Below are 22,517 nucleotides of genomic sequence, written 5' to 3' on the forward strand. Positions count from 1 at the left end.
ATGACCACCACGTGGCACACGCCCGCGCAGGCCGCCTCCGACCCCGTCGTGGCCGCCCTCGGCGCCGTCGGATCCGCGGTCGACTGCACGGGTCTGCGCAGCCTCTCCCTGGAGGGTCCGCTCGTGCTGTGGCTCGTCGAGGGCGGGGCGCTGGACCTGTTCGCCGTCGATGCCGCGCTGGAGGGCCACTGGCACTTCCTGGGCAGGCTGGAGGAGGGCTCCCTGCTGCTGGGCCCGGCCGGCGGCTGCGCCCACACGCTGATCGGCCGGCCCCTGCACGGCTGCCGGCTGCGCCGCATCGAGCTGCGCGAACTGGTCCGCCCCGAGTACGCGGGCGGGGCGCCCCCGCAGGACGCATCCTGGGGGTGGTACGCCGACCAGGGCGGCCACGGCGTCGCCGGTGCGGCGCTGAGCCCCCTCGAAGAAGCGTTCGCGCTCGGCGTCGGACGCGGACTGCGCGTGCTCTACCAGGCACCGTTGGAGAGCCGGACCAGCACGGGCCCGGGCCGCGACGACGAGGTCCTCTGGATGCAGATCACCCCGGGCAGCGTTCTGTACGGGGCGGCGTACGAGGGCCAGGGCATGGCCGGGACGCTCCTCGTCGACGGGGCGATGTGGCAAGGCATGGTGGACCAGCAGTACCGGCTGCTGCACGCCCTGGACCGGTGGATCGAACAACTGGAGCAAGCCCACGAGGACCGTACGGCCGCCGGGATCGAGGCGGGGGAAGCGGCCCGCACCCAGGCGGACCGCGCCCTGCTGGCATCCATCGGCCGCGCCGGCCGGGGCACCCGTTCCCGTCGGCCCCCCGGCGACGACGCGACCCTCGCCGTGTGCCGCCTGGTCGCCCGCGACGCCGGCATCACCCTGTCCGAACCTGGCGCGACGGCCCCCGCCTCCGAAGGTACGGACCCCCTCGAACGCGTCGCGCTCGCCTCCCGGATCCGTACCCGTCCCGTCAAGCTCGCCGGGCGCTGGTGGCGGGAGAACAGCGGACCGCTGGTGGGCCGCCGGGCGAAGGACGAGGCGCCGGTGGCGCTGCTGTGGCGGCGCGGCGGGTACACCGCCGTCGACCCCGCCACCGGCGTGCGCGAACGCGTCGGCGAGGACGGCGCCGCGGCCTTCGAACCGGGCGCGGTGATGCTGTGCCGCCCGCTGCCGGACGGAAAGCCGAGCCTGCCCGCGCTGCTCCGTTTCAGCGTCCGCGGTACGGGGGGCGACCTGCGCAGCCTCGTCCTGGGCGGCCTCGTCGCGGTGGTTCTGGGGGCGCTCGTCCCGCTGGCCACCGGCCGGGTGCTCGGCACGTACGTACCCCGAGCCGAAGGCGGCCTCATCGTGCAGAGCGCCCTGGCGCTCATCGCGACCAGCGTCGTGTCGGCCGCGTTCATGCTGCTGCAGAACACCAGTGTCCTGCGCATCGAGGGCCGGATCGAAGCCACTTTGCAACCCGCCGTGTGGGACAGGCTGTTGAGGCTTCCGGTGACCTTCTTCGCTGGTCGTTCCACCGGCGAACTGGCCGGCGCCGCCATGGGGATCAGCTCCATCCGTCGCGCGGTCTCCGGGATCGGCGCGGTGTCCGTGCAAGCGACCGCGGTCGCCGCGATGAACCTGGTCCTGCTGCTCGTCTACAGCGTGCCGCTGGCGTTGGTGGCCGTCGCCATGCTCCTCGCCATCGCCGCCGTCTTCACGGGACTGGGCCTGTGGCAACTGCGCTACCAACGAAGGCTCGTCAAGCTCGGCAACAAGCTCGGCAACCAGGCGTACCAGACCCTCCGCGGCCTGCCCAAACTGCGCGTGGCCGCCGCCGAGAGCTTCGCCTATGCCGCCTGGGCGCGGGAGTTCGCCAAGACCCGCGAGCTACAGCAGCGCATCGGTCGGATCAAGAACGTCGTCACCGTCCTCAACGCGGTGTGCCTGCCCGTGTGTTCACTGGTGATGTTCATGCTGCTGGCCGGACCGGCCCGGGGCAGCATGTCCGCGAGCGGGTTCCTCACCTTCAGTACCGCCGTGACGATGATGCTGTCCGCGGTGACACAGCTGACCGGCGCCCTCTTGTCGGCCGCCGCCGTGCAGCCGATGTTCGAGGAGGTCAAGCCGATCCTGGAGGCGAGCCCCGAGGTGCGCGGCTCCGGCATCCGGCCGGGGACGCTCGGCGGCGCCGTCGAGGTGAAGAACCTGTCCTACCGGTACGCCGAGGACGGCCCGCTCGTCCTCGACGACGTGTCGCTCCGGGTCCGCCCGGGGGAGTTCGTCGCGATCGTCGGGGCCAGCGGCTGCGGCAAGTCGACACTGCTGCGCCTGCTCATCGGCTTCGACGCTCCCACCTCCGGCAGCGTGCTCTACGACGGCCAGGACCTGGCGGCGCTCGACCGCGCGGCGGTGCGCCGCCAGTGCGGCGTCGTCCTGCAGAACGCCCAACCCCTGTCCGGCTCGATCCTCGAATGCATCGGCGGCGCCGAGGCGTGTTCCCTGGAGGAGGCGTGGGAGGCGGCCGCGCGGGCGGGCCTCGCCGAGGACATCAAAGCCATGCCGATGGGCATGCACACCGTGCTCTCGGACGGCGGCGGCACGGTCTCGGGCGGCCAGCGCCAACGACTGATGATCGCCCAGGCCCTCATCCGCAAGCCGCGCATCCTCTTCCTCGACGAGGCCACCAGCGCGCTGGACAACGCGGCCCAGCGGGTGGTCATCGAATCCACCCGCGCCGAGCGCTGTACCCGCGTCGTGATCGCCCACCGGCTGTCCACGATCATGGATGCCGATCGGGTGATCGTGATGTCGCAGGGGCGCATCGCCCAACAGGGGCCGCCCGCGGAACTGTTGGCCGACGCGGGCGGCCCCTTCCACGAGTTGGTCCGCCGCCAGGTCGGCTGACCCGGGGCGGTGCGCGGGCGGCCCGGTGGCCCGGGCCGGTCCCGACGGTCCGGGGCGGTCCCGCTCCGGGGCGCTGCGGTGGGGTCGCGCGGGGTGTCCGCGCCGCGCGCTCGGCGTGAACCGCGCGCCACGGCCTTGGTCCGGGCGGCCGCGTACCAGCCACAGCGGGTCCCCGGACAGCGCCGGACGGGTTTCCCGACGGCCCGCGGGACGGGTTGGGCGAGTTCCGCGGCGCCCTCGGGGCGGCGCAGGGTGCGCACTCCGCCGGTGACGAACGGGGCGGCCGGCAGGGGCCGGGCGGGCTTTCGTAGAACAGCCATGCCCCGCTGGTGCCCCGGCTCGACCCGTCCATCAGGCCGTCCGGGGCGCGTCCCGCCGTCAGTGCAGCGGCTTGTCCAGAACGGCCTTGCGGTGGCTGAAGGTGTCCAGGGAGTAGCGGCCGTGATAGCTGCCCATGCCGCTTTCCCCCACGCCCCCGAAGGGCAGGTCCGAGACCGTGAGGTGGGCGACGGGCAGTCCGAAGGCCAGGCCGCCCGAGGAGGTTTCCCGGGTCAGGCGCTCGCGCGTGGTGTCGGATTCGGTGAAGGCGTACAGCGCCAGGGGCTTGTCGCGGTCGCCGATGAAGGCGATGGCCTCGTCCAGTCCGGCCACCTCCACCACGGGCAGGATCGGGCCGAAGATCTCCTCGCGCATGACGGGTGAGTCGGGCGCGACCTCGGCGAGGACGGTCGGGGCGATGTAGCGGTCGGCGCGGTCGTGGGCGCCGCCGATGACGGTGCGGCCGGAGTCGAGCAGGCCGGTCAGCCGGTCGAAGTGCCGCTCGTTGACGATCCGGCCGTAGTCCGGGGACGCCGCGGGGTCGTCGCCGTACATCGCGCGCAGGACGTCGGTGAGTGCCTTCTCCAGTTCCCTGGCGGTCTCGGGGTCGGTCAGCACGTAGTCGGGGGCGACGCACGTCTGGCCGGCGTTCATGAACTTGGTGGACGCCAACCGGGCCGCCACGACGCCCAGGTCCGTGCCGCGGTCCACGAAGGCGGGGGACTTGCCGCCGAGTTCGAGGGTGACCGGCGTGAGGTTCTCGGCGGCGGCCCGCATGACGACCCGGCCGACCCGGCCGTTGCCGGTGTAGAAGATGTGGTCGAACCGCTGCGCGAGCAGGTCGGTGGTCTCGGCCACCGCACCCTCGACCACGGCCACCTCGTCGCGGTCCAGGTAGCGCGGCAGGAGATCGGCGACGGCGCGCGAGGTGGCGGGCGCCAGCTCGCTGGGCTTGGCCACGACGCAGTTGCCGGCGGCCAGCGCGCCGACGATCGGGGAGAGCAGGAGCTGGACGGGGTAGTTCCAGGGGGCGATCACGAGGACCACGCCGAGCGGGTCCTGCACGGTGTGGGCGACGGCGGGGCGCAGGCGCTCGGGTACCGGGGCGGGCTGCGGCCGGAGCCAGTCGGCCAAGTGCTCCAGGGTGTGGTCGATCTCCCGCACGGTGAAGTCGATCTCCGTACGGTACGCCTCCTGCCGGCTCTTGCCGAGGTCGGCGCGGAGCGCGGCGGCCAGCTCGTCCCCACGCTCGGTCAGCAGCTTCCGCAGCGCTTGGAGCCGACTCGTACGCCAGGCGAAAGGCTTGGTGCGGCCGGTGTCGAAGGCGGCGCGCAGCCGTGCGACGACGTCCGCGGGCTTTTCCGAGGGCTGGTCCGACATGGTGTCTCCTGGGGTCGTGCGGCGCGTGCTGGCGGTGCGCCGATCGTCAGATGTATATGACAACTAATTGGTCCGGGGTATTCCCGACCGCCGGCCGGGCCGGTCGCCCCGGGGAGCCGTCAGTTCACGCCGGTCCCGGGCGTGGTGTCCTGCCCGTACGCCGTGTGGTCGTTGTAGCGCTGCAGGTACGTGGCGAAGCGGTCGAGGTCGTCGGGGTCCCAGTCCGCGAGCCGCTCGGCGAACATCGCCCGCCGGTCCCTGGTCGTCTTGGCCAGGATCGCGGCGCCCACGGGGGTCAGTTCCAGCACCTGTACCCGGTGGTCGTCCGGGTCGGCGCGCCGCACGACCAGCCCCGCGCGCTCCAGCGCCGCGACCTGACGACTGACGGTGGATTTGTCCAGCGCGTAGTGGGCCGCGAGGTCCGAAGCCCGGCAGTCGTGTCGCTCCTCCAGGTGGCTGAGCAGGGTGAATGACACCAGGGAGAGCTCCGGGTGCATCCGTGCCGCAGCCGAGCGGGCCCGCCGGGCGAAGGAGGTCATCTCGCGCTGGATCGTCTCGACGGCCGCCGCGCGCCTCTCTTCGTCGGGCCGCGGGGTGCCCGATGTGTCCGTGGTCACGCCGACTCCTTTCGCATGTGGTTGTATAGTACAACCGAACAGTAGGTTGTATAAGCCAACTATATTTCGGTGGCGACTGCCCCGCAGCCCGAGCCGACACCGGAGGTCCTGTCGCATGTCCGGCCGCACATCCGCCCACCACCACACCCCACACCACAAGGCCGCGGACCCCGCGCTCCGCCACGTACTGACCCATCTCCTCACCCCGCTGCTGATGTGCCTCGGCATGGGCCTCGCCTACATGGGCGCCTTCGTCCAGCCGGAGCCCCACCACCTGCCGGTCGCCGTCGTCGGCGAGGGACCCCGGGCCATGGTCTTCGCCCAGACCGTCCAGAACGACGCGGGCGCCGCCCTCGACGTGCGCACGCTGACCCGTCGCGCCGACGCGGTGGACGAAGTCGAAGACCGCCGCATCGCCGCCGCCTACGTGCCGAGCGACACGGCGCCCGAGCTGATCGTCGCCACCGCCGCCTCCGACACGAGCGCCACCGTGGCCGAAAAGATCTTCACTCCGGTCGCGGCCCGACAGGGCGCACCGCTCAAGGTGACCGACGTCGTCCCCACCGCCGGCCACGACCCCACCGGCCAGGGGCTGTTCTTCCTCCTCGTTGCCGTCAGCATCGGCTCCTACGCCTCGGTGGCGGTCCTCGGTGGCGCGGGCGCCGCGCTGCGCATGCGAGGCCGCGCGCTGCTCGTCGTCGGTGTCTCAGGCGTCGTCAGCGCGATCGGCGCACTGCTCGCCGGGCCGGTCTTCCACCTCGCCCACCACCACCTGGCCGGGGTCTGGGGCCTGAGCTGGCTCTACTCGGCGGGCATCCTCTTCATCGGCGTCGGACTGCACACCTTCCTGAAGCGGTGGACGACGCTGACCATGATGGTGCTCTTCGTGATGCTCAACTTCACCAGCTCCGGCGGACTGTTCCGGCCCGAGCTGCAGAACGGCTTCTTCGGCTCGCTGCACGCCTTCTGGAACGGCGCCGGGTATGTCGACGGCCTGCGCGGCCTCCTCTACTTCGGCAGCGACGGCCTCTGCCGCCAGGTGGGCACCCTTGCCGTCTGGCTGTTCCTCGGCCTGGTCCTCACCACCGCCGCCGGGCTCTTCGAACGCCGCCGAGCCACCGGCGAGGCCGGCGCGCTCGCACGACCGACAGGCCGGTGCGGGGCGGAGAAGGACGATCGGGAATGGGAGCAGGGGAGCGAGAAGGAAACGGAGGAGGAGATGGGGGAAGCGGTGGGCGTCTGACGCCACGGGTGTCTGACGCCACCGCATCCGCCTCCGATAACCGTTGCTCAGCCCGCCTCGGGCTCGGCCGAGCACCCGGCCTCGGCTCCGCGCTCGGCCCCGCCCGTGTCACCACTCCCGTCGCGGCCTCCGCCACGGCCCGGCCCGCCCGCCGGCACGGTCCACAGGCGGTCGAGGGTCGCCAGAACCAGCCGGCAGACCGTGTCGGGATGGGCGCCGGCGAGGGGCTCGCGGGCGGCGACCGTGCGCATCAGCCCGATCCCCAGCAGCCAGGCCATCCCGTACGAGTAGGTCTTCGCCGACGCGGAACGTGTGGCGCTTTCACGCACCGACAACCACCCGCTTTCACGCACCGACAACCACCGCCCCAGGCGCTCGGCGCGGTGTGGGCACCGCTGCGACACCCCGCGGGCACCCCGGCCGCGCCTCCGGGCGGATGACGGCCGCCGTCGCGGCTCACGGGCAGCCCTGACGGCTGACGCCGGGGCCGCGAGGGCGCGGATCCTGACGGTCACCGACGCGCCGGCGGGGAGCACGGTCCGGACCCCGGACGTTGGACCGTGGAAGGGAGCGATACGCCGCACCCACCGCGCTACCATCCGAGCGACGAGGGAGGACCTGATGAGCACGGCCGACGAGGGACGGCAGTGGCCGGACGAGGCGAGCGTCGACAACGCGAGGACGACGCTGCTGCGGCTTCTCGCGCGGGCGGGAGTCCCTTCCGACGACGCGCGGCAACTGATCGGGCTGCTGGAGGCGGGGGCACTGGCTCTCGCACACAAGGAGCTCGGCGCCGGCGGCCGGAGCGCGCCGGGGGACAAGGGCGCGGCGTACGAGTCGGGCTGGCTCGACGGGGCCGAAAGCCTCCTGGAGGAGCTGGGTGACCTCGCCGAGCGGAGCCTGGTGCGGGTCGTGGGGGAGGACGGGCAGCACGGTCCGGCCGGGGAGCGCCCGCGGGCCGGGCGCATGGAGGTGGAGCGGGCGCGCGTGGCGCTCACGCCGCTGTACCTGTCGTTCACCGCGGATTCGGAGCTCGACCCGGAGGTGACCGACGAGGTACTCGCCGCCGTCCTGGGCACCATGAGCCCCCGGCAGCGGGCCGGGTACGCCGGGCGGCTGACCGAGTTCGCCTCGATGCACCGGGCCCGTCTGGAGCGGCTGTTCGCCCAGTACGGGCCGGGCAGCGCCATCACGCTCCACGGCCGCTATTCGCTCGTCCACTCCGCCACGAGCATCGCCGTGCTGGAACGGCTCGTCGCCGCCCCGCAGGGGCTGCGGGAGGAGTGGGACGCCGCGGAGCTGCCGCCCGCGTGGCTGGAAGGGCTGATGACGGCCTGGAACGCCTCGGCCTGACCAACGGGCCTTGGCGCGGTCACCGCCCCGGCGTGTCGGCCTCAGTCGCCGGGGCGGGCGTTGAGGTGGCGTTGCAGGCGGGCGTGGCGGAACTGGTAGACGGCCCCGACCTGGCGCAGGACGCCGCGGCGGTAGGCATCGTCGAGGAAGGCGAGGGTTGCCCAGGGGAGGCGACCGGTGAGGGGCAGCCAGACGCGTGTGAAGAGCAGCCACTGACCCCAGGCGGTGAAGGCCAGCGCGTACGAGAGCGCGCCGGCCAGGCCACCGACGGCGCCCAGGGCCAGCCCGTCGGCCATGGGCCAGGTGAGTGGGCCGAGGACGCCCTGGAAGAGTTCGGTGACGAGCCGGCCGCCGAGGGCGATCACCAGGGTGAGCGTGGGCGCCAGGAACAGGATCTGGCGCACCACGATGCTGCGGTTGACGGCCAACAGGTCCACCGGCGTGGCGGCGGAGCCGAGGTCGAGGGGGACCTCCAGAGCTGCCATGAGCCCGAGCACCAGACCTCCCGCCGACCCGAATATCAGCCCGTACAGGAGCGAGTTGACGAGCGTCGCCTCGATCACCGCGGCGTCGACGGTGACACGGCCGCCGGTCAGGAGGGCTCCCGTGGTGACGCCGAGCCCGCAGCCGAAGCCCATGACGAAGCCCCCGAGCAGTCCGGCCGAGAGCAGCGTGACGAACCTACGGGCGGTCTGGCCGGCGGCGGGTCCGGCCCGCCGGCCGCGGCCGGGCCGTAGTCGCATCCGTACGCGGGACGGCTCGAACGCCCTGATCCGGAACGCGGACAGGAGTCCGTAGACCAGCCCGAAGGCGAGGCCGACGGCAGGGCCGAACAGCAGCGCGTCCAGCAGGGCGGCGCCCAGGGCGAAGGTGGCACTGTGGCCGGCGGCCAGGTTCTTGGCCGGGAAGACCAGCCAGTCGGCCACACCGGTGACCAGGGAGCAGGCGAGGACGACGGCCAGGACGCGCGACGACAGCCGCAGGGAGTCGCGCAGTTGCCACCACGCCAAGTCCTGCCGTTCCGGCTGCTCGTGCCGGTCCAGATGTCCGGCGAGGAAACGCAGGTAGTGCCGGGCGCGGCGCGGGTCCCAGGTACGGGGCCGGTTCGGGCGACGGGCACCGGGCGCGGTCGCGGGGCGGCGGCTGTAGACGGTCGGCACGAAGTCGGCCAGCAGGTGGTCCTCTATCGACTCCGCGGTCGGGAAACGAGCGGCGTCCAGCAGCACCGCCGGGTCCCGGGCCGGGGTGTCGCTGTAGACGGTCCGGGCGAGCAGGACCATCAGCGGCGTGCTCAGCACCTTCGCGAGGTGGGCGCCGGGCCCTTCGTCCGGGGCGGCGGCGGGCAGCCGTTCCAGGACGGGATCCCACACGGTGAGGGCCCGTCCGTCCTGCCGGGCCCGGACGGTCGGTGTGGTCGGTGTGGTCGGTGTGGAGGAGGTGGCCGGCCGCGCGGTCCGGGGCAGGTAGTGGATCAGGTCGTCGGTGTTCAGGTCGAGGAGTTCGATTCCGGCGGTCTTGCGGAGGACCTCGACCGTGACGGCCTCGGCGAACTCCTCCGTACGGCTGCTCAGGACTAGCGGCAGTGAACTCGCGTTGAGTTCCCGCAGGGCCGGCCCACGCAGTCCGGTGGCGATCTCGTCCAATCCGTCGAGTACCGGCAGGATCCACCCGGCGTCCACGAGCGCTGCGGCCAGGTTCGCGCCGCCGGGTGCGCGCGCGTCGAGGTTCGGGTGGTCGCGCAGCAGGCGGGCGATCAGCCAGTCGCGCAGGGTGGTGGCGGTCGGATCCCACGACCCGATGCTGAAGACCACCGGCACCGGCTCGTCGTAGGACCGCTTGCCCAGGTAGTCGATGACGAACCGCAGGACCAGGACGGTCTTACCGGAGCCGGCCCGCCCGAGCACCAGCAGCCGTCCGGAGCGGACGCGCCGGTAGACGTCGGCGATGTCGGCCAGGCCGCCGTCCAGGGACATCGGGCCGGAACCGCCGGGCCCGAGGGCGGCTCCGGGGATGTCGTCCCCGTGGTCCGGCAGGCCCTCCGGCGCCGGTCGCCAGCGCACGGGCAGCGGGAACGGGTCGTGGATGCGGCGCTGTTCCTCCTCGCGGATGCAGCGGCTGTGCACGTCAAGGGCCAGCGACTCGGCGACTTCGGTCAGGACTCCGCGCGACGGCGGCAGCGTGCCGGGCCGCCAGGGTCGGGCGGCCGGTGTCGGCGGCACGGGTGCGGGCTCGCGAACGGGCGCGGGACCGGGTTCGGGCGCGGGACCGGGTTCGGGTTCGGGTTCGGGACCGGCATCGGGCGTGGCAACGGGAACGGGAGTCGCCGGGGCCTCCTCTGCGGCGGCGCCGCTGCCCCGGTGAGCGGCCAGCAGATCCGTCCGGACACCGTCGCGGTCACGCCCCAACGCGTCGGCCAAGGCGTGCGCGACCTGTTTCACCGTTCCCAATCGGGCATCGGTGGGTTTGCCGGTCTCCAGCCGGTGGATGGTACGCACCCCCAGCCGGGACCGCTCGGCCAACTGCTCCTGGGTCATCCCCGCCTCGCGCCGTAACCCGCGGAGCAACGCGCCGAACTGGTTGGACACTTCGTTGCCTCTCGCCCGGCCGTGGACCTGCCATCCGTGACGGATGCCCCGCCGGACGCCGCCCGGAACACCGTATGCCGGTGACCGGCCATATATGGCCGGTCCCTGACATGGTCCGCCGACCAGCGCGAACACCAGGATGGGCACCGGCCGTCGCAACCGATGCGGCGGCGTTCGTCCCGACCGAGGGAGTGACCGGCAGATGCCCACCAGGAAGCCGAACAAGCCGGGCCGGCTTGGCCGCCGACTCAAGTCCGTGATCGCTTCGACCGCACTGCTGTTGGCCGGCGCCGCCGTCGTGCCGCCCGCCGCACACGCCGACCCGGCGCACCACTACTACATAGAGATCGGCGGCACCGGCGCGGCAGCGGACGCGCCCCAGTGCACCAGTAGCTTCACGGCCGCGAACGAGCACCTGAACGGCGGCATCGCGGTCCCCGTCTGCTACGTGGCCAGCGGCGGCCCGTTCGTCGGGAGCCACAACGAACAACCCGCTCCCTGGGGAACCCCGAGCTTCGGCGACAGCGTGAACCAGGGCTACTGGAACGCCCTGGCCGCGCTGGAGAGCACCTACCGCGACGACCCCACGGCGCACTTCACCATCGCGGGCTACTCCCAGGGCGCCTGGGTCGGCGACCTGCTGCTCCAGACGATCGCCAACAACGGCACCAAGGTGCCCCGCTCGCAGGTCGACGGCATGCTCTACTCCGACCCGATGCAGCCCGGCACCGGATTCTGGCACCTCGTCCCCCAGGGCACCCTCATCCCGTTCGTGGCCTATTCCCCCGGCACCGGACCGGAGGAGTTCCCCGGCGTCCCCGTCCAGCGCTTCTGCATCCAGACCGACGGCGTCTGCGACGCCACGTCCCTGGACTCCTTCTCGGGCTTCCTGCAACAGCACCCGCGCTACTTCCAGCCCGGCAGCATCATCGAAACCACCCTCGCCCAGCACGGCGGCAGCGGAACCGTGTGGTTCCCGGCGGCGTGAGCCGCAGACCGCCGCCCTGAAGCACGACGCCGCGGCCCGCCCGGGGGACGGGCCGCGGCGTCGTACCGCACACACCCACCGGCTTCACGCCTCGGCGCGGGGCCAAGGGCGTCCGGTGCCATTGGTCACGGAGCGGAGATCGCCAGTCGGCTTTCGTTCAGGGTGAAACGGCCGTCCGTGGCGCCGTTGAAGGTGCCGTTCCTGATCCACTCGATGACGGCTGCCCGGACCGTGGCGCGGGGGCCGCGCCAGGGGTGGCGGGGCGGCCGCCGTATGGCGTTCCCGACTGCGGGACGCAGCGCGGGGGCAGTGGAGTCGAGGAACCGCCAGAGGCACGCTTCCCGGGGCGGCCCCGTACGACGATCATGGATCGGACACGATCCGCGAGCCGAAGAGGAACCCCAGCCATGCCCGTGCCCCTGCCTGCCGACCCGACGGTCCTCCACCCGATGCCCGGGCAGCCTCGGGTGGTGCTGCTCAAGCCGCTGGTGAAGTCCCCGCTGATCGAGGTGGGGGAGTACTCCTACTACGACGACCCGGATGACGCGACCGCGTTCGAGACGCGCAACGTGCTCTACCACTACGGGCCCGAGCGGCTGGTCATCGGCAAGTTCTGCGCGTTGGGCACCGGCGTGCGGTTCATCATGAACGGCGCCAACCACCGCATGGACGGCCCCTCGACCTTCCCTTTCCCGATCATGGGCGGCTCGTGGTCCGAACACGTCGACCTTCTCACCGGGTTGCCGAACCGCGGGGACACCGTCGTCGGCCATGACGTCTGGTTCGGCCACGGCACGACGGTCATGCCGGGTGTGCGGATCGGCCACGGCGCGATCATCGGTTCCGGGGCCGTCGTCACGGCCGACGTGCCCGACTACGGCATCGTGGGCGGCAACCCCGCCCGCCTCATCCGCGCCCGCTACAGCGACCAGGACATCGCCCGCCTCCTGGCCGTCGCCTGGTGGGACTGGCCCGCGGAGCACATCACGGAGCATGTGCGGACGATCATGTCGGGCACCCTCACCGACCTGGAGGCCGCTGCGCCCGACACCCCGTCCGCGTGACGCGAGGCCAAGTCCCCGTTCGGGCACGTCAAGCCTGCGGGGACGTCTCGAGCTCGGTCGTGGGCAACGCCGTTCACACCGGGTAACGCACCAACAGGACGGCGTCGACATCGTCGGCCGGCGCGCAGTACAGGTGGGGGACATCGGCCGCCCAGGTGCCGTGTCGGCCGGAGGCGATCAGGAGGGGGGCGGTCACTTCACCCACACGTGCGGTGCCGCCCAACACGATGATGTGCTCCGTTGTGCCGGGCGCATGGGCAGCGGACACCTGCGTCCTCCCGGCACGAATGCGCACGCGGTACGTCTCCGTGACGGCGACGGCGTCCTCGAAGCGATCGGTGAGGAGCGCGTCGACGGCACCACCCGAAATCTCGGCGTGCACGGCCGGCGGGCACAGGGCCGAGCTGAGGGGGACACCGAGTTCCGTCGTGATCGCGTAGAGGGTCTCCAGGGTGGGGTTGCGCCGGCCCGCCTCGAGTTCGGAGAGAGTGCCCTTACCGATCTTGGACCGTCGAGCCAGTTCGGACAGCGACAGTCCGCGCTCCTCGCGCAACTTCCTCAGCCTGCGGCCGACTTGTGCGGCCAACTCCATGTGGTTCCTTCCCGGGTCAGTCTTGATCGTATGTCCGCCGGCCCCTATCGTTCCAGATACAGAACGTTCTGTATACAGAACGCCGCTCGCGTAGGGAGCGGCAGTCAACGGAGGAGCGGCATGGAATCAACCGAGGGCGCTCGTCTGCCCGCCCGTAGCCAACAAGTCGCCCGAGCCCTTGCAGCGGCAGGCGTTGCCGGCGGGGTGCGCGAGCTGTCGGACTCCGCGCGTACGGCGGTGGAGGCAGCCGCGGCCCTCGGATGCGACGTCGGCGCGATCGCGAACAGTCTCGTCTTCATCTCTGGCGACGAGCCCGTTCTCGTTCTGACCAGCGGCCGCCACAAGGTGGACACCACCGCACTCGCGGCCCGCTGGGGCCGTGGTCCTCTGCGGCGCGCCACCGCGGAGCAGGTCCGCGCGGCCACGAGCCAGGCCATCGGCGGCGTCGCCCCCGTGGGACATCCCAAACCTCTGCCCACCGTGGTGGATACCGCCCTGACCGAATACCCGCAGGTCTGGGCTGCCGCGGGCACGCCTCACACCGTCTTTCCCACGACGGCCGCCGAACTCGTCGAGCTCACCGGGGGACGTCTGCTGCCCGTGGGTCCGTAAGAGGCCACATGGTGGTGCTGCGGTGGAAGTTCCCGTGTGACGATGCGACGATGCGCCGGTCGGCAGACGGTTACGAGTGGGGACGAAGGCGATGGAGTACGTCGACCTCAATGCGCGGGTCGGCGACCTGTCAGGGGTTCTGGACCCGTCCCGCTATCTGAAGAACCTGCCGTCGATCGCCGCTGATCTGCCGCCCGGAGCCCGGGCCTTCGCCACTGACACGGACCATTACACCTTCCCCGGCAGGCGATGCGTGAAGGATCTGACGCTGGACCCCATCCGAGGTTCGGGTTCCGACGGCGGCGATGAGCTGGAGATCCTGTTCCGGCACAACTGCTGGAAGCATGACGACGACCTGGTCATCCGCTACACCGGCGTATCCGGCTACGTCATCGACTCCTCCGGCGGCAGCCAAGGAACGGATCCCTGGACTGTGATCCTCGACGAGATCCTGCCGGACCAGAACGGGTGCAGTCACGAGATCGCCTGCTGGGAGGGCACGCTCACCGTCGTCTGCAGTGACCTCCGGGCGACCTGGGTCGAGGCCCTCTGCCCGAGCAAGCCGTAAACCAGCCCCGGTGAACCCGTCCTCCAGCACCCCGGCAGGGGATACCGTGGTGGTCCGACCCGCCTGGAGGGGCCCGTAGCGCGCAGCCCGACCACGCACCCGCCGCGCCGTACGCCCCGGCACCCGGCCGTCCCGGCCGAACTGCCCGCGTGGCTACGCTAGAAGGCCGAGTGGGCGAACCAGTGGCCGAGCAGGTCACGGTCGCCCAGGAGCTGGAAAGCGACACTCCGGTGGTCCAGGCGGCCGTAGAGGAGCAGCAGCAGGTCGGCGGCCGTTCCCCGGACCGTGGCGTCCGCCGCGTGGGTCTCGGCTTGGTCCGCCGCCAGCGCGAAGCCGTCAGGGCGCAATCCGACCAACCAGTCGCCGTCGCCATCGCCGTCGCTGTCCGTGCTGGTGAACCGAATGGTCCGGTTTTCCGCGCGCAGTTGGGTGGTCAGCGGCGCGAAGGGGGAGGCGAACGGCAAGTTGGTGAGGAACTCGTCGATGCCGTCGACCGCCAGTACACGGTCGATGTGAGGTGAGAGCCCGAGTGCGAGTTGGGCGTCGACGCGGTGGACCAGGGTTTCGAACAGCATGCGCCGGACCCAGAACCGGGCGTGCTGGTCGACTCCCCAGGCCCACATCGGTGCGTCCAGGTCGGTCGAGGCGAATACCTCGGAGGCCTCGCCCGCGCTGGTGGCCAGCCAGGCGGGCAGGCCCTCCGGCTGCTCCGGCAAGCGGAGGTCCACCTCGCGGCTGGTAGGCGGTTGCTGGACGCGCCGGCGCAGCAGCTCGGTGAACCAGCGGTGCACGCTGCCGACGTGCTGCGTGAGGTCCCCGAGAGTCCAGCCGGGGCACGTCGGCACCTGGGTGGAGAGGTCGGCCGCCGAGACCGTGGCGACGAAATCGGCGGTCTCGGCTGCGACGGCCGTTCCGTGCTGGGCGGGGTTCATGCCGGTGCCCTTCCTCCGGTGGCGCTGCCCAGGTGGGCGAATGCTTAAGATGCTGGATGGTTTATGTCATTAACTAATTGGAAGGTAGTTCCCGGGGGTGCGGGATGTCAACTTCCGCCCTGAGGGCAGTTTGCCGGAGAGCTGTACCCCATCCGACCGGTTGGCACCGGCGCACCAGTTCCGGCAGCGCCTCGCCGGGGCCGGCCGGGCGACCCCCGGCCGGCCAGTACATGTAGTCGCGCAGCTACGGCCCGAGACCTCGGCCCAAGCGGCCAAGGTACGCGCGCCGGCCGATGGGTGGGATTTCGGCTTCGTCGGGCTGGGGCTGGGGCTGGGGACGGCGGCAACCCTGCCCGCGTACGTCCGACGGCGTCGGCCCGGCTGAACACCTCAGCCACGCCGAGCCAGGGCCAAAGGGGCACGCAGCGGCGTTTTCCCCTCAGAGCGGGGTAGGAGCCCGGCGATCGTGTGCAGCTACGGTGTGCCAGGAGAGTGACCCACCATGACGGATGACGCCTACCTGTTCCTCGCGACGACCACCTCCGGTTGGCAGGGAACGCCGCTCGCCCTCGTCGCAGAGCTGGAGTGCCTGGACACTCCCGCCGTGCAGGCGTGGTTCGCCGCCCAGCGGGTGAGCCCGGCGTCCCCGAGCGTCCGGGTCGTGCCCCCGGAGCAGAGCGGCCTGATTCCTGATGGAGCCGAGCGGCTCCCCGTCCCCCTGGCCGCGGAGGAACTGGAACAGGTTCGCCGCGCCGCAGCCACGGAGTCCGTGGCGAGCGCCGAGGAAGAGCTGCTCGCGTTCCGCGAGACCGAGGACAACCGCGACACCGTGCTGCGCCGGGCCCTCGCCGCCGGTGTGCCGGCACACCGGATCATCGAACTCTCCGGTGTCGATCCCACCACGTTGTCCTCCGCGTCCCAGTCCTGAACCGCGCAGCCGAGAACCCGCGCAGCCGAGGACCCGACCATGTTCACCGCTATCGGCCGGCCCGTGCCGGTGGCCGCCTTCGTTCTGCGCACCCACGACGGGCCGATCTCCCGCCGCTTGCGGTCGTACGGCCTCTCCGTCGAACGGGCCGCGACCACCCAGCCGCAGCGCCGCTTCACGGACCACGGCGAGCAGGAGCGCGCGGTGGCCACCGTCACCGCCTGCGGCGAGGACCCGACGGGGAAGGAGTCGGCGGGCTACTTCCACACCCGACTGCACCTGGCCCGCTGAACCCGCCCCGGAAGCCGGGATTCCCCCGTGTGTCGGGGCGAGTCTGACACCGAACGCGCCGGTAACGGCGCGCATGTCCGTCGAGTTTGATATCTGTGGACTGTTCCTCGTGTCATGACCAAGGGCACGGGCGGTGGAAGGGGGCTCGGCATGGGTGTTCTTCCCACGACGATGCGCCGCTGCCCGGTCTGCGAAGCGGACGAGGAGAGCGGCGAGGCGCGCACGGTGTCCGTCGGCGCGACAAGCCTGGTGGTGACCTGGCACTTGTCGCGGTGCCCGCATTACCGGGCCGATCGCATCCTGGCCGGCCGCGACACGTGAGCGGGCGGGGTCGAGGCGGCGAGACAGTCACTGATCGTAGACACGGACGGCTCTCAGGCCGGCCCGCGGCGCTGACGGTACCAGTGACGCCGCCTCCGGGCCGCCCGCGCCCGGGTAGCAGCCCCGCTACAGGGGCTCTCACTCGTGAGCAGCAGTTACGGGACAACCCTTAGGATCGCGCGCATGGCCCTGATCACGCGTGACGTCGACCGGTTCCAGGCCGCCAGGCCCCGGCTGGAGGCCATCGCCTACCGGTTGCTCGGCTCGGCGAGCGAAGCCGAGGACGCCGTGCAGGAGACGTTCCTGCACTGGCAGGCGGCTGACGTCGAGCGGATCGCGGTACCCGAGGCATGGTTGACCAAGGTCCTCACCAACCTCTGCCTGAATCAGCTCGGTTCGGCACGCGCCCGGCGCGAGACGTACGTGGGGAGGTGGCTCCCCGAGCCGCTGCTCGCCGGGGACCCGATGCTCGGGCCGGCCGACACCGTCGAGCAGCGTGAGTCGGTGTCGTACGCGGTCGTCGTCCTGCTCGAGCGCCTGTCACCCAACGAACGGGCGGTGTACGTGCTGCGCGAGGCGTTCGACTACCCGCACCGGGAGATCGCCGAGATCCTCGACATCACCGAGGCCGCCAGCCAGCAGATCCACCACCGGGCCAAGAAGCACGTCGCGGGCGGCAAGCCGCGCACCGAGATCGACGAGGCCGCCGCCCGGGCGATCGTCGAGGAGTTCCTGGCAGCGGCGACCAGCGGCCGGACAGAACCCCTCGTACGCCTGCTCACCCAGGACGCGGTCTCCGTCGGCGACGGCGGCGGGAAGGTCCCGGCCCGCGCGAAGGCGTTCGAGGGCGCGCTCGCGGTCGCCAAGTTCCTGCGCGGCCTGTTCAAGCCCAGCGAGGCCAAGCGGGCCCATGTCGGCGGCGCGCCCGCGATCTACGCCACGACCGCCAACGGCGGACCCGCCATCGTGGCGGTCGTGGACGGCCGGGTCGTCGGGATCACCTGCCTGGAGGTGATCGCCGAGGGCATCGCCGCGATCCGCAGCCAGGTCAACCCCGACAAACTCGTCCGCGCGACCGAGCGGTGGGCCGCCGTGGACCACGGGGACCCGCTGTGCACCCTGTGACCTGATGTGATGTGCTTCACATCCCGATCCTGTCAGGAAACGCCGGGCTGTCCGGTTCAAGAGGCGAAACCGCAGACACCGGCGGGAACCGCAATACCGGCGGAACCCTCGCAGACAGGAGCAGGCCCATGCAGCACCGCATCGTCGTCCTCGGAGCCGGCTACACCGGAGCCGTCGCCGCCGGCCGCCTCGCCAAGCGGCTGCACCGCGGGGACGTCACCATCACCCTCGTCAACCCCGAGCCCGACTTCGTCGAGCGCGTCCGGCTGCACCAACTCGTGGCCGGCCAAGATCTCCGACCCCGGCCGTTGGGCGAGATGTTCGCGGGCACGGGTGTGGAACTGAAGCTCGCGGCCGTCACCGCCGTGGACGTGGACCGCAGGACGGTGACGGTCACCGCCGCCGACGGCCCCGAGCGGGAGGAGCTGAAGTACGACACCCTGGTCTACGCTCTCGGCAGCGGCTGGAACGACGGGGGCGTCCCCGGCGCCGCCGAACACGCCCACGAGGTCTCCAGCCGCCCCGGCGCCCTCCGCCTCCGCGACCGCCTGGCCGCCACGGACGCCGGCCGGCCCGTGGTCGTGGTCGGCGGCGGCCTGACCGGCCTGGAGGCCGCGACCGAGATCGCCGAGGCCCGCCCGGACCTCGACGTCGCCCTGACCGTCCGTGGCGCCCTTGGTGACTGGCTCTCGGACAAGGGCCGGGCCCACCTGCGGAAGGTGGTGGACCGACTCGGCATCACGGTCCACGAACAAGCCGCGGTCACCGCCGTGGAGGCCGACGCCGTGACGACGGCCGACGGCCGGACCGTCCCGGCCGACGTCACGCTCTGGACCACCGGCTTCGCTGTCCACCCCATCGCCAGGGCCAGCGCCTTGGAGCTCACCGACGGCGGCCGGATCGTGGTCGACGCCACGATGCGCTCGGTCTCCCACCCGGACGTGTACGCCGTGGGTGACGCGGCGATGGCGGTCGGCCCGGGCGGCAAGCCCCTGCGGATGTCCTGCGCCTCGGGCGTCCCCATGGCCTGGCAGGCCGCCGACGCCATCGCCGCCCGTCTCACCGACGCCAAGGTCCCGCACGTCTCCATCCGTTACTACCAGCAGTGCGTCTCCCTCGGACGGAAGGACGGCCTGATCCAGTTCGTGACCGCCGATGACCGAGCGGTCGAGCGCGCCCTGACGGGCCGTGGTGCCGCTGCCTACAAGGAACTGATCTGCAGGGGCGCGGCCTGGGGCGTCGCCCATCCGACCGCGGGCATGCCGTCCCGGCGCCGGCGCGTCGTACGGCCGGAGACCCCGACCCACGCACCGATCAGCGCGGCGGTCTGACCCCCCCCGACGCCGTACGGCCCACTTCACGGTTGGCGCAGGCCCTACGCCTCGCAGTGGTATTGCTCGACGAGATTGTCGACGGCAGCCTCCAGGATGTACTTCTTGTTCATCAGTACCGTTCAATCACCTTCAGGTCGGCGTCCTTGATGCCGTTATGGACCACTGTTGGGCGGTGAGCTGGAGGCCGTCCTCGTGCCATGGAGTGGAGTGGTGCTCCGTCGACCCGGGGGGCGATTTCGAGCACGCCGCCGTCGCCACGTTGCCGGGAACGGGAAGCGCTCTTGGCGTGAGTGGTGACTGAGTCCGGCAGGCGGTTCGCAGCGAGACAGCTCTACGATGTCGGTTCATGACGACTCCCGGCTGCTACACATGCAGCAAGGAAGCAGATCTCGACGACCTTCCACCACGCGAGTGCGTGGTGTTTGACCGGCACTGGCGCGTGGCCCACGCCTTCAACACCGCAGTGCCCGGCTGGTTGGTGCTGCTACCTCGGCGCCACGTTGCCGCGATTCACGACCTCACCGACGCCGAGGCGTCTGCCCTGGGGATGTGGCAGGTCAAGCTCTCCCGGGCTCTCCGGAGCACGACTGGTTGCGCGAAGACCTACGTGGTCCAATTTGCCGAGGCCGAAGGCTTCGCGCACGTGCACTTCCACGTCGTTCCGCGTATGGCAGATCTACAACCAGAGCATCGGGGGCCGGGCGTTTTCGAGCTGCTTCGGCGACCGGAGCAGGAGCGGGTGACGGCTGACCAGGCAGACGGAATAGCCCTCTCTCTCCGAGCTCACCTTCTCGGACATCCGAACGCTCGGTAACCAGATCAAGGAATCCGAGTCAGACCTCGGCACAGTCTCACGGCGGTGAAGGCGGATGGCGTGTGCGTGGTCGTCTGCTCAGGGCGTTCGACTTCGACAAGGCCGGTGTGCCGGCGACGGCCGGCGAGTGGTTGGCGGGCGAAGGCGACCTGCTGGTGCTTGACGTCGTAGAGGTTGAGTTCGCCGACTCGGCCTTCATGCGCTGACCGGCGATCGGATATGGCACGCGCATGACTCAATCCCATTCATGCTGATGACCGCCGGGATCACCCGGGCCGCCATGCCGGACGTCGCGAAGTTCTGGACGCACCTTCGCGGCTGGCGGTTGGACATCCAGGTCGAGGGGGCCGTCCATATTTCCTACGGCGACAACGCGACGTTGATCCCGCAAGCAGGCAAGATCCTCGGCATGAGCGACCAGCAGATCCAGGACATGATCGGTACCCTCGACCCGGTCCGGGCGGTACGGATCCAACAGGCCTACGCGCTCGCCTTCTTCGACCTGCACCTGCGGCACCGCGGGGGGGCATCTGCTCGACGGCCCGAGCGCGTCCTTCCCGGAGGTGAGGTTCAACGCGTGAAGCGTAGGACCGCACGGTCCGACGACCAGCGCCGCCAGGAAGAAGTGAATGTGCGGTGGCTGGCTGCCGGTGGAAGGCTGAGCTGGGAACGGCTGGGCGAGGCTCCGATGCCGGCCGGCTGTCTTGGTGATCGGAACTGGCCTGTGCTGAAGGCGACTTGGATGCTTCTCAGGGGTAGCCTTCAGGCGCCTGTGGCCAGGAGCGCGTCATCGGTCCGGGGCGGCCTCGGCATCCCAGCGCGGCAGGCATCGTTGAGCCACTTCACGGTGCCGGGCTCACGCGGTTTCAGCGGACAACCTTGACGCCGAAGTGGCCGCCGAATTGATAGCCGAGCGCGAAGCCGATGGCGGAGTGCTTGTGGGCGTACATTTCCATGCCGCGTGCGCTGACGAGGGGGCCGAGGTCGAGGATGTCCGACCAGCCGTAGGCATTCAGCAGGGCGCTGGTCTGTTCTTTGGCGTCGGTGTGGTCGCCGGCGAACAGACTCCGTTGGCCGCTCGGTGGCCGGGGCCGCAGCAGTCGTCTGCTCGCCTACCCCCAAAGAGGGGCGATTTGCCCCCTGTAGGGTCGCAGAGCGAGCAGCTCGCCAAGTCAAAGCCAACGGGGGGAAGACAGTGGCCAGTACGGGTGGGAAGACCGAGGCGGGCATACGATTGTCCGCGCTGGACGGAGTGAGAATCGCGGCAGCTCTGATGGTGGTCTTCTACCACTACTTCGCGCTCGCCTCCGCTTGGGGCCGGCCCCCATCGGCCGTCTTCCCGACGGCTCATGCCGTCGCCGAATACGGCTGGCTCGGAGTCGAAGTGTTTTTCATGGTCAGCGGCTTCGTGATCTGTATGAGTACCTGGGGTCGCACGCTGGGTGACTTCGCGATTTCGCGCATCTCCCGGCTCTATCCGGCTTACTGGGCCGCCGTAGCGTTCACCGCCGCCGTATTGACACTGTGTCCGGAGATACGGCGAATCGATCGCTGGAGCGACGTACTGATCAACCTCTCCATGATGCAAGGCGGCCTCAAAGTCGAACACCTGGACGACGCCTACTGGACGCTCTTCGTAGAGATGAAGTTCTACGTGCTCTTCGCACTCGTCGTCCTGCGCGGCGTGTCCTACCGCAACTGTGTGCTGTTCTGCGGCGTGTGGACCGCAGCGGGCGTCGTGGCGCCCACTGCCGACTCCGGCCTGCTCAACTTCTTCGCGATACCCCAGTTCGCTCCGTACTTCGTCGCGGGCATCGCCTTCTACCTGATGCACCGCTTCAGACAGTCCGCCCTGCTCTGGGCGATCGTCGTCCTGCAATTCCTGCTGGCCCAGAATTACCTCGAAGCGCGCATCGACTCGAACGTGGACCATGCCGCCAACGCCTGGCCGGCCCGACTCATCACAACGCTGGCCTTCGCGGTCATGGCGGCCATCGCACTCGGCGCATGCGACCGTATCCGGTGGCGCTGGCTGCGGGCCGCGGGCGGGATAACCTACCCGCTCTACCTCATCCACATGATCGCGGGGGTGACCGTCATCCACCACTTCCGTGACCGGCTCCCGGCCCTGCCATTGGTCGGTGGCGTGACCGTCACCATGATCACAATCGCCTGGCTCATTCAGCGCTACGTCGAACGCCCCGCCGCCCGACTGCTCCGCGCCCTCCTGCGCCGGGGCGTCGACGACATCCGCCGAGCCGGTTCCCCGCAGGCCCCGGCGCCACGTCCACTCGTACCGCGCCAGCCGGGGCCATCCGCCGAGGAACGCGTCACGAGCCCTGTCTGACCTGAACGGAACGGGACCCGACCTGCTACCCGCCTCGGTCAGCAGGTCGCCTCCGGTCGCTGCATTGCCTTGGCGCGACACGGCGCCCGGACCGGGAGGTCTCGTTCCCGGTCCGGGCGCCGTCCTGCGATGCGGTTGCCCCGAACCCGCCCTCGTCGCGTTCGGATCTGCACGTGGTGATGAAAGGTGCGCGATGCGCTGTGACTCGTCACGCTGCTGAGCTGCACTGTG

22 protein-coding genes are annotated in these 22,517 nt (G+C 71.0%); 16 read left to right on the forward strand and 6 right to left on the reverse strand.

What is annotated here, in order from left to right:
• Entirely contained in the window at window positions 1-2,874 is a 2,874-nt protein-coding gene (locus tag ABZ934_RS23395) for an NHLP bacteriocin export ABC transporter permease/ATPase subunit (protein WP_361316419.1), read from the forward strand.
• A gap of 378 nt (window positions 2,875-3,252) precedes the next feature.
• Here the strand turns inward: ABZ934_RS23395 and ABZ934_RS23400 are convergent, their stop codons facing one another.
• Together ABZ934_RS23400 and ABZ934_RS23405 are read right to left on the reverse strand one after the other, a co-directional pair.
• A complete protein-coding gene (locus ABZ934_RS23400) occupies window positions 3,253-4,572 on the reverse strand; it encodes an aldehyde dehydrogenase family protein (protein WP_361316422.1) in 1,320 nt (439 codons plus the stop codon).
• A gap of 119 nt (window positions 4,573-4,691) precedes the next feature.
• Entirely contained in the window at window positions 4,692-5,111 is a 420-nt protein-coding gene (locus ABZ934_RS23405) for a MarR family winged helix-turn-helix transcriptional regulator (RefSeq protein WP_361316497.1), read from the reverse strand.
• 193 nt (window positions 5,112-5,304) lie between these two features.
• Between ABZ934_RS23405 and ABZ934_RS23410 the strand changes: the two genes are divergently transcribed.
• Entirely contained in the window at window positions 5,305-6,432 is a 1,128-nt protein-coding gene (locus ABZ934_RS23410; RefSeq protein WP_361316425.1) for a hypothetical protein, read from the forward strand.
• Window positions 6,433-6,479: 47 nt separating this feature from the next.
• Here the strand turns inward: ABZ934_RS23410 and ABZ934_RS23415 are convergent, their stop codons facing one another.
• Window positions 6,480-6,761 carry a hypothetical protein gene (locus ABZ934_RS23415; protein WP_361316428.1) on the reverse strand — a complete coding sequence of 94 codons (282 nt, stop codon included), beginning with the start codon at window positions 6,759-6,761 and terminating at the stop codon, window positions 6,480-6,482.
• Window positions 6,762-7,053: 292 nt separating this feature from the next.
• Here ABZ934_RS23415 and ABZ934_RS23420 point away from each other — a divergent pair, with 292 nt between their 5' ends.
• Window positions 7,054-7,785, forward strand: coding sequence for a hypothetical protein (locus ABZ934_RS23420; protein WP_361316431.1), 732 nt, complete (start codon window positions 7,054-7,056; stop codon window positions 7,783-7,785).
• A 41-nt stretch (window positions 7,786-7,826) separates the two neighbouring features.
• On the opposite strand, the gene ABZ934_RS23425 is transcribed toward ABZ934_RS23420, so the two are convergent.
• Entirely contained in the window at window positions 7,827-10,370 is a 2,544-nt protein-coding gene (locus ABZ934_RS23425) for a helix-turn-helix domain-containing protein (RefSeq protein ID WP_361316434.1), read from the reverse strand.
• Window positions 10,371-10,572: 202 nt separating this feature from the next.
• Here ABZ934_RS23425 and ABZ934_RS23430 point away from each other — a divergent pair, with 202 nt between their 5' ends.
• Complete coding sequence (locus ABZ934_RS23430; RefSeq protein WP_361316437.1) at window positions 10,573-11,358, forward strand: PE-PPE domain-containing protein; 786 nt, start codon at window positions 10,573-10,575, stop codon at window positions 11,356-11,358.
• Between the two features lie 413 nt (window positions 11,359-11,771).
• Entirely contained in the window at window positions 11,772-12,422 is a 651-nt protein-coding gene (locus tag ABZ934_RS23435) for a CatB-related O-acetyltransferase (RefSeq protein WP_361316499.1), read from the forward strand.
• Between the two features lie 73 nt (window positions 12,423-12,495).
• On the opposite strand, the gene ABZ934_RS23440 is transcribed toward ABZ934_RS23435, so the two are convergent.
• Window positions 12,496-13,014: a helix-turn-helix transcriptional regulator gene (locus ABZ934_RS23440; protein WP_361316439.1), complete on the reverse strand. Its 519-nt coding sequence runs from the start codon at window positions 13,012-13,014 to the stop codon at window positions 12,496-12,498.
• 120 nt (window positions 13,015-13,134) lie between these two features.
• Here ABZ934_RS23440 and ABZ934_RS23445 point away from each other — a divergent pair, with 120 nt between their 5' ends.
• Complete coding sequence (locus tag ABZ934_RS23445) at window positions 13,135-13,626, forward strand: YbaK/EbsC family protein (protein ID WP_361316442.1); 492 nt, start codon at window positions 13,135-13,137, stop codon at window positions 13,624-13,626.
• Between the two features lie 91 nt (window positions 13,627-13,717).
• On the forward strand, window positions 13,718-14,194 hold the full coding sequence (locus ABZ934_RS23450; RefSeq protein ID WP_361316444.1) for a hypothetical protein: 477 nt from the start codon (window positions 13,718-13,720) through the stop codon (window positions 14,192-14,194).
• A 158-nt stretch (window positions 14,195-14,352) separates the two neighbouring features.
• Here the strand turns inward: ABZ934_RS23450 and ABZ934_RS23455 are convergent, their stop codons facing one another.
• A complete protein-coding gene (locus tag ABZ934_RS23455; protein WP_361316447.1) occupies window positions 14,353-15,126 on the reverse strand; it encodes a maleylpyruvate isomerase family mycothiol-dependent enzyme in 774 nt (257 codons plus the stop codon).
• Window positions 15,127-15,628: 502 nt separating this feature from the next.
• On the opposite strand from ABZ934_RS23455, the gene ABZ934_RS23460 reads away from it, so the two are divergent.
• From ABZ934_RS23460 to ABZ934_RS23500, 9 genes are all read left to right on the forward strand, one after another.
• Window positions 15,629-16,054 (forward strand): DUF6003 family protein, encoded by a 426-nt coding sequence (locus ABZ934_RS23460; RefSeq protein WP_361316450.1) that lies wholly within the window; start codon window positions 15,629-15,631, stop codon window positions 16,052-16,054.
• A gap of 39 nt (window positions 16,055-16,093) precedes the next feature.
• Complete coding sequence (locus ABZ934_RS23465; RefSeq protein ID WP_361316453.1) at window positions 16,094-16,345, forward strand: hypothetical protein; 252 nt, start codon at window positions 16,094-16,096, stop codon at window positions 16,343-16,345.
• Window positions 16,346-16,459: 114 nt separating this feature from the next.
• Window positions 16,460-16,666: a hypothetical protein gene (locus ABZ934_RS23470; RefSeq protein ID WP_361316456.1), complete on the forward strand. Its 207-nt coding sequence runs from the start codon at window positions 16,460-16,462 to the stop codon at window positions 16,664-16,666.
• A 183-nt stretch (window positions 16,667-16,849) separates the two neighbouring features.
• Window positions 16,850-17,791, forward strand: a complete 942-nt coding sequence (sigJ, locus tag ABZ934_RS23475) for an RNA polymerase sigma factor SigJ (protein WP_361316459.1) — start codon at window positions 16,850-16,852, stop codon at window positions 17,789-17,791.
• 128 nt (window positions 17,792-17,919) lie between these two features.
• Window positions 17,920-19,122 carry an FAD-dependent oxidoreductase gene (locus ABZ934_RS23480; protein ID WP_361316462.1) on the forward strand — a complete coding sequence of 401 codons (1,203 nt, stop codon included), beginning with the start codon at window positions 17,920-17,922 and terminating at the stop codon, window positions 19,120-19,122.
• Between the two features lie 349 nt (window positions 19,123-19,471).
• Entirely contained in the window at window positions 19,472-19,939 is a 468-nt protein-coding gene (locus ABZ934_RS23485; RefSeq protein ID WP_361316465.1) for an HIT family protein, read from the forward strand.
• A 62-nt stretch (window positions 19,940-20,001) separates the two neighbouring features.
• The gene (locus ABZ934_RS23490; protein WP_361316468.1) at window positions 20,002-20,145 is read left to right on the forward strand and encodes a hypothetical protein; all 144 of its coding nucleotides are present in this window, start codon (window positions 20,002-20,004) and stop codon (window positions 20,143-20,145) included.
• 41 nt (window positions 20,146-20,186) lie between these two features.
• A complete protein-coding gene (locus ABZ934_RS23495; protein ID WP_361316471.1) occupies window positions 20,187-20,822 on the forward strand; it encodes a hypothetical protein in 636 nt (211 codons plus the stop codon).
• A 351-nt stretch (window positions 20,823-21,173) separates the two neighbouring features.
• Window positions 21,174-22,286, forward strand: a complete 1,113-nt coding sequence (locus ABZ934_RS23500; protein WP_361316474.1) for an acyltransferase — start codon at window positions 21,174-21,176, stop codon at window positions 22,284-22,286.
• Window positions 22,287-22,517: the final 231 nt, after the last annotated feature.

This window comes from Streptomyces sp. NPDC046557 (assembly GCF_040645975.1).
Taxonomy (GTDB): domain Bacteria; phylum Actinomycetota; class Actinomycetes; order Streptomycetales; family Streptomycetaceae; genus Streptomyces.